Source organism: Gemmatimonadaceae bacterium, assembly GCA_035533755.1.
GTDB lineage: Bacteria > Gemmatimonadota > Gemmatimonadetes > Gemmatimonadales > Gemmatimonadaceae > JAGWRI01.
In genome coordinates this window covers 1-2,124 of record DATLTC010000076.1, presented here as the reverse complement: position 1 = coordinate 2,124, position 2,124 = coordinate 1, and the positions used below count along the sequence as shown (strand labels likewise).

2 protein-coding genes are annotated in these 2,124 nt (G+C 71.0%); both read right to left on the bottom strand.

Going from position 1 to position 2,124, the window contains the following annotated elements; translation table 11 throughout:
• Positions 1–107 precede the first annotated feature (107 nt).
• Positions 108–800, bottom strand: coding sequence for an L-ribulose-5-phosphate 4-epimerase AraD (gene araD / locus VNE60_11365; protein HVB32116.1), 693 nt, complete (start codon positions 798–800; stop codon positions 108–110).
• 72 nt (positions 801–872) lie between these two features.
• Entirely contained in the window at positions 873–2,087 is a 1,215-nt protein-coding gene (locus VNE60_11360) for a cation:dicarboxylase symporter family transporter (GenBank protein ID HVB32115.1), read from the bottom strand.
• Between the last annotated feature and the right edge of the window lie 37 nt (positions 2,088–2,124).

Genomic DNA, 2,124 nt, shown 5'->3' with positions numbered 1-2,124 from the left:
GGCGCGCCGTGCTCACCCTGCAGCCCCAAAGCATTTCAATCCGTATCATCCGTCCAATCCGGAGCATCCGGCCGAACCACTCCGTTCTGGATGCTCGCCCGCCCCGGCTATTTCTTCTGTCCGTAATACGCGCCCGGGCCGTGCTTGCGCAGAAAGTGCTTGTCGTGCAGCGCGGCGCCGATGGCCTGCGCGTCGGCCTCGATGGTCAGCGTGTGATACGCCATGCGCGCCACCTCCTCGAGCACCGACGCGGTGTGCACGGCGTCCTCCACCGTCCTCCCCCAGCAGAAGCTCGCGTGACTGGCCACGAGGACCGCCGGCATGGCCAGGGGATCGAGGCCCGCGAGCCGGCGGACGATGGCCTGCCCGGTCATCGCCTCGTAGTCGGCGGCGATCTCTTCGGCGGTCAGATCGTCCGTCACCGGAATCGAGCCATGGAAGTAGTCGGCGTGGGTGGTGCCGAAGCAGGGAATCTCGCGCCGCGCCTGCGCCCACGCGGTGGCGAAGTGCGAATGCGTGTGCACCACGCCGCCGATCGTCTCGAACGCGCGGTACAGCGCGAGATGGGTGGGTAGATCCGACGAGGGACGCAGCGTGCCGTCCACGACGGTGCCGTGCAGATCGGTGATCACCATATCCTCGGCACGCATGACGTCGTAGGGCACGCCGCTGGGCTTGATCACCACGAGGCCGCGAGCGCGGTCGATGGCGCTCGCGTTCCCGAATGTGAACGGCGCCAGCCCGCGGTCACCGAGGGCGCGGTTGGCGTCGAGCACGGCACTGCGCAGGGATGGAAGCATGGCGTGACCGGGGGCGGTAGATGGAGTGGAAGTTGGCGGCCGGCGGGTATCCCGCAAGGAGCGACGCGACGTCTACCCGGCGCGCGTCCACCGCCCGATGACGGTGGCCACCGCGAGATCCACCGAGACGTTGGTCACGGTGCGCAGCGCATCCGGGATCGCGTCCACGGCGAGCAGGATGCCGATCCCCTCGGGCGGGATCCCCGCCACGAGAAACACCGGCAGCTGCGTCCACGCGCCGTTGGGAACGCCGGGCACGCCGAAGCTGGTGAACACCGACGTCGCGATCACGGGGATCATGCGGCCGGCGCCCAGATGGATGCCGTACACCCGCGCGATGAACACCGCGCCGGCGATCGACGCGACGGGCGCCGCCACCTTGAGCATTGCGGTGGCCAACGGCAGCACGAGCCCGCTCACCTCGACCGGGAGCCCGAGATCGTCCTCCGCCGCGCGCATCAGCGACGGGAGCGACGCCAGCGACGACCGCGAGCCGAACGCGATCGCCTGCGGCGCCGCGAGCGCCCGCGCGAACCGGCGGAGCGGCGTGCCGCCGAGCGTGGCCGCCATGACATAGGCGCCGATGGTCACCACCAGGCAGAGCAGCGCGACCACCAGCATGTAGCCGGCCAGCGACCGCAGCACGTCGAGCCCGATGCGCGTGGCCACGGGCAGGATCAGGGCGAACACCCCGAGCGGCCCCACGCGCAGCACCCAGCCCACGATCACGAGCAGTGCGTCGCCCACGGCGCGGCACAGATGCACCACCGCCGCCCGCTGGTCGGCCTTGATGCGCGTGGTGGCGAAGCCGAACAGCAGCGAGAAGACGATGAGCCCGAGCATCGCGCCGTCGGCCGCCGCCCGCACCGGGTTCTGCGGCACGATGCTCACCACCAGGGCCGACAACGAGGGCTGCTGCTGGGCCGCGGCGGCCGCCGCCGGGGGCATGGGAATCGCGCCGGCCGGCACGATCGCCGCGAGCAGCCCGGGACTGAGCACGGCGCAGAGCACCGCGCTGGCCGTGACGACGCCGACGAACATCGCAAACGTCCCCGCGGCCCCGCGCGCCGCGTTGCGTTGCTCGGCGGACGACGCGGCGGCCACGATCACGTTGACCACGACTAGCGGCACGACCGTCATCAGGATGGCGTTCACCCAGATCGTGCCCAGCGGCGCGAGGAACGACACCGCGCGATCGGCGGCGGCGCTGTGCGCCGCGGCCACCAGGAGGCCGGCGATCGTGCCGAGGAGCACGGCCACGACCATCTGTACCGAGAGCTTCTTCATGTGGGGCAACGGGTCAGAAGGTGGCGCCGAAGGTGAG